Below are 1,530 nucleotides of genomic sequence, written 5' to 3'. Positions count from 1 at the left end.
GGCGAGCGCCGGCGGGTCGGCGCGCGTCGCGTCCGCGCGATCGGCCGTCGAGGCCTTGGGGTCGTCCTCGTCGGCCATCACAGCAACACGATCAGGAGGGCGAGCACGCAGACGTAGATCCCGGCCTCTGCGAGCGGCGGGTTGGCGACGTAGCGGCTGAAGCGGATGCGCGCGAAGACGAAGCGTAGCGCGATCAGGATCGCGAAGGCGCCGAGCGCATAGGCGACGAAGGGCGAGACCAGGATCCCGCCGATTTGCAGTTCGTGACGCATCGTCGCCTTCCGGGACCCCTTCGTTTCAAAAACCGGGCATGTCGAGGCGCACGAGGAAGCGCCGATGACGCTCGATAACGCGTGCGGCGGCCACCAGGTCGGTCGCCGCGCGCGCGACCGTCATGCGCGTGCCGCGCTCGTGATCGGCCGCGGCGCGGAGGAGGTCGCGGGCCGCGTCCTGCAGGCGCCAGGCATCGCCGCGCGCCAAAGCCTCGCGGCCCTTCGCGGCGGGGGCACGCATCGCCTCGGTGCCGGTCAGCAGCCGCATCTGAGCGTGCGCACGCGCCGCCGCGGATTCGAGCTGCGACAGGGCGAAGGCGTGCACCATCGCCATGTGCCGCACGGCGCGGCTGCCGGAGGTGTATCCGGCGAACTGGAACAAGCGGTCGGCGTTCAGGCTGGTCCGCGTGGTCGCGTCGCCGCCTTCGCCCGCCAGCGCTTCCGCCAGGGCGCGCTTGGCGGAATCGAGGGCAAAGGCGCGATGCTGCGAGGCCGAGATCGGCAGCACCAGCCGGACGGCGAGGAACAGGATGACCGCGGAGGCCATCACCAGCACCGCGTTCATCAGGAAGGTCTGCGGGTCGTAGCTCTGCGGGTTCTCGGGCGCGATCAGCACGGGCGTGAACACCAGCGCGATGAAGCCGATGCCGAAGGTGGACGGGTTCAGCGACAGGAAGCAGGCGACGAACACCGGCACGATCATCGCGATCGCGAGCAGCGGGAAACCCTGGTTCCCGTTGAGGAAGCCGAACAGCACGATGCCGGCGAACAGCGAGGCCAGCGGCATGCCGATGAGGACGCCGACGGCGAACTTCTTCGGATCGGGCGCGGTCGAGGACAGCGCGCAGGTCGAAGCGACCTGGACCAGCGCGAACGAGGTCTGCGGCAGGCCCGAGAGGACCATGAAGGCGGCTGTGAGCCCGAAGCCGATCGCCACCCGCAACGCGGCGCGCAGGGCCACGGGGAAGTCGCGGTGGGTCGGAAGCTTGACGTCGCGCAGCGGCACGTGGCCGTCGGCGAGGGCGCGCAGGCCGTCGTCGGCGAAAGTCGCGGCGTTGACGAAGTCGAGGCAGCGCTGGAGCGCCACCAGCTCGTCCAGCGGCCGGCGCCCATCGCGGACCGCCGCGTCGACGAGGTCGCGCAGGCGTGCATCGATCCGGTCGAGGCGGCCGGCATCCGGTTCGCCGACCCCGCCGGACGCGACCTCGCGGCACAGCCCGATCGCCTCCTCGACCGCCGAGCTCGGATGGCGCAGGGA

Annotated in this window: 2 protein-coding genes; both read right to left on the bottom strand. The window is 71.3% G+C overall.

The window, feature by feature from the left end; all coding sequences use genetic code 11:
- Positions 1–77: 77 nt before the first annotated feature.
- On the bottom strand, positions 78–272 hold the full coding sequence (locus tag FV223_RS27305; RefSeq protein ID WP_147729829.1) for a DUF1656 domain-containing protein: 195 nt from the start codon (positions 270–272) through the stop codon (positions 78–80).
- Positions 273–297: 25 nt separating this feature from the next.
- The coding region (locus tag FV223_RS27300; protein ID WP_187276272.1) for an FUSC family protein at positions 298–1,530 on the bottom strand (1,233 nt) is incomplete at its 5' end.

The sequence above is a fragment of the Methylobacterium sp. WL116 genome, from assembly GCF_008039455.1.
In the GTDB taxonomy this organism is placed as follows: Bacteria; Pseudomonadota; Alphaproteobacteria; order Rhizobiales; family Beijerinckiaceae; genus Methylobacterium.
The sequence above is the reverse complement of the archived record's forward strand: the minus strand, read 5'-3'. Positions and strand labels throughout refer to the sequence as shown.